Origin of the sequence: Carboxylicivirga marina, assembly GCF_016612505.1 — a bacterium.
Lineage (GTDB): Bacteria > Bacteroidota > Bacteroidia > Bacteroidales > Marinilabiliaceae > Carboxylicivirga > Carboxylicivirga marina.
This window is the reverse complement of the sequence record NZ_JAENRR010000133.1, coordinates 1-2049: the sequence shown is the minus strand read 5'-3', so window position 1 is coordinate 2049 and position 2049 is coordinate 1. Positions and strand designations below refer to the sequence as shown.

Below are 2049 nucleotides of genomic sequence, written 5' to 3'. Positions count from 1 at the left end.
GTATAGGCCTCCGCAATGACGTATAGTTTGTTATGATAAAACTTTGAAGTTTTGTATCCATATTTTCAATAAAAAGGATGCACTATGATTTTTAATTTCACTAACCACACACGGTTCTACTTTTTCCGAGAACCCGTAGATATGCGTAAAGGAATCCATTCGCTCTATCATTTGGTTAAAACTTCAGGCCTGCAGGATGCACTCAATGGAGATGGTTTTGTATTCATTGGCAGAACGCGTAAATCAATCAAGGTTCTGCGTTGGCAAAAGGAAGGATTTGTTCTTTATAACAAGAAGCTGGAGCTAGGGACCTATACCTTGCCTCAGCAAGTAAGTGAGGAGGTCTTTTTTGAGCTTGAGCGTGATGTCCTTGACCAAATGGTTAATGCCATCAACCACAAAAGCAGCTCCAATGATTTGCGACTAAAAGCACAGTTAACACTCTGACAATAAGTAATAAAAGATGCAAAAATAGCATGATTTCCCATGGTGGGGTCATGCTATTTTTGTATCTTTAAGTCATGACAGACAAGGAGTTAGTAGTCTTTTTACGAGCGCAAAACACTAAATTAATAAGCACCATAGAGGAGCTGACGAAAGAGCTAGCGGCATTAAAAGAAGCCATTCTAGAGAAAGACAAGGGCGCTGAGAAGCTGAAGCGCTTAGCAACTATAAACCTTCCTAAAAAGACCGAAAAACGTCAAAACACCTCCTCTTTTTTAGAAAATAAACTACAGGCTCCTACACCCAAGGAAAGAGGTAATAATGGGGCGAAACGGAAAGTATATGATAACATCGAAGAGTTTGTAGAGGAAGTATTACCCTCGGATGCTAGCTTTGATGAAAAGGCTGCAGTTTACCTCTTTCATCGCGATGTGATAAGGTATGAGTATATTCCACCGCGTCTGATTAAACATATCTATCGCTGTAAAAAATACCGCATGGGTGATGACTTTTTTGAAGGCAATGCCCCTATAGCTCCTTTCCTGAATTCTAATTTTGACAGCTCATTACTGGCTCACCTGATTCAACAAAGATATGTGTATGGCTTGCCGGTTGAACGCATCATGAAATATCTAAACGAGATGGGTGTTGATATTCCTAAGGCAACAACTCATGGACTAATTGAAAAATCAGCAGAGTTGCTTGATAGATTAATGCCAGTGCTGAAGGATACTATCTTGGAGGATGCTTATATTCATTTTGATGAAACCTATCATACTATATTAGGCAGCGATAAAGGGAGTCGCAAAGGCTACTTCTGGAGTGCTTTTTCTCATCAAAACAACTTAATCCAGTTCATATACGAGAATGGATCACGGAGCAAGACGGTGTTTACAAACTATCTGCCGAATGATTATCAGGGTGCTGTTCAAACCGATGGATATAGCTCATATAAAGTTTTAGAAGGATGGGACTACCCAAAGGCGATACGTTTAGGTTGTGTCCAGCACTGCAAACGAAAGTTTATCGAGATCGGGGAACAGACCCAAGCTCAAGAAGTTATTGACCTGTACAATGAATTTTATAGCATACGCAAGAAAAAGCCAAAAGAAAAGTGGAAGCAAGATTCGCTTAAAGTATACAAGAAGTTGGAAAAGAAACTCAGAGAAATTGAACGAGACCCCGAAGTTTTACCCAACCATATTTTATCGAAAGCAACAGCATACTGCCTTAACGAGTTAGAATCCATTTACAACATTATCATATCCACTAGCTACGACCTGGACAATAACATCATTGAACGACCCATGCGCTATATCAGCATTAGTCGGAGAAATTCCCTATTCTGCGGTTCCAATGCCGGAGCTAGGAGAACAGCTATCTTATACTCACTGGCTGTTTCGTGCAGGCTCAACAATGTGAATACATTTTCTTATTTCAAAGATGTGATACAGCGCTTGGCTGAATCTCCAACAATGACACACGAACAAATGCGCAGTTTACTGCCTGATAGATGGGCTGAGTAAAATTGATTGACACTGCCTCAAATTGATTGATCAATCTAATGAGTTGTTTTTTTTATATCGGTAATGCGGAGACCTTTAC

At 39.9% G+C, this 2049-nt stretch carries 2 protein-coding genes; both read left to right on the top strand.

Annotation, left to right across the window (positions count from 1 at the left end):
- The first annotated feature begins 84 nt into the window (after positions 1-84).
- Positions 85-447, top strand: a complete 363-nt coding sequence (gene tnpB, locus JIV24_RS22065; RefSeq protein ID WP_262896426.1) for an IS66 family insertion sequence element accessory protein TnpB — start codon at positions 85-87, stop codon at positions 445-447.
- 74 nt (positions 448-521) lie between these two features.
- Positions 522-1970 carry an IS66 family transposase gene (gene tnpC / locus JIV24_RS22060; RefSeq protein WP_200467250.1) on the top strand — a complete coding sequence of 483 codons (1449 nt, stop codon included), beginning with the start codon at positions 522-524 and terminating at the stop codon, positions 1968-1970.
- The last annotated feature ends 79 nt before the right edge of the window (positions 1971-2049 follow it).

Bases quoted from the DNA above. Each gene is read 5' to 3' on its own strand.
- tnpB (WP_262896426.1), top strand. From the start codon at position 85: ATGATTTTTAATTTCACTAACCACACACGGTTCTACTTTTTCCGAGAA.
- tnpC (WP_200467250.1), top strand. From the start codon at position 522: ATGACAGACAAGGAGTTAGTAGTCTTTTTACGAGCGCAAAACACTAAA.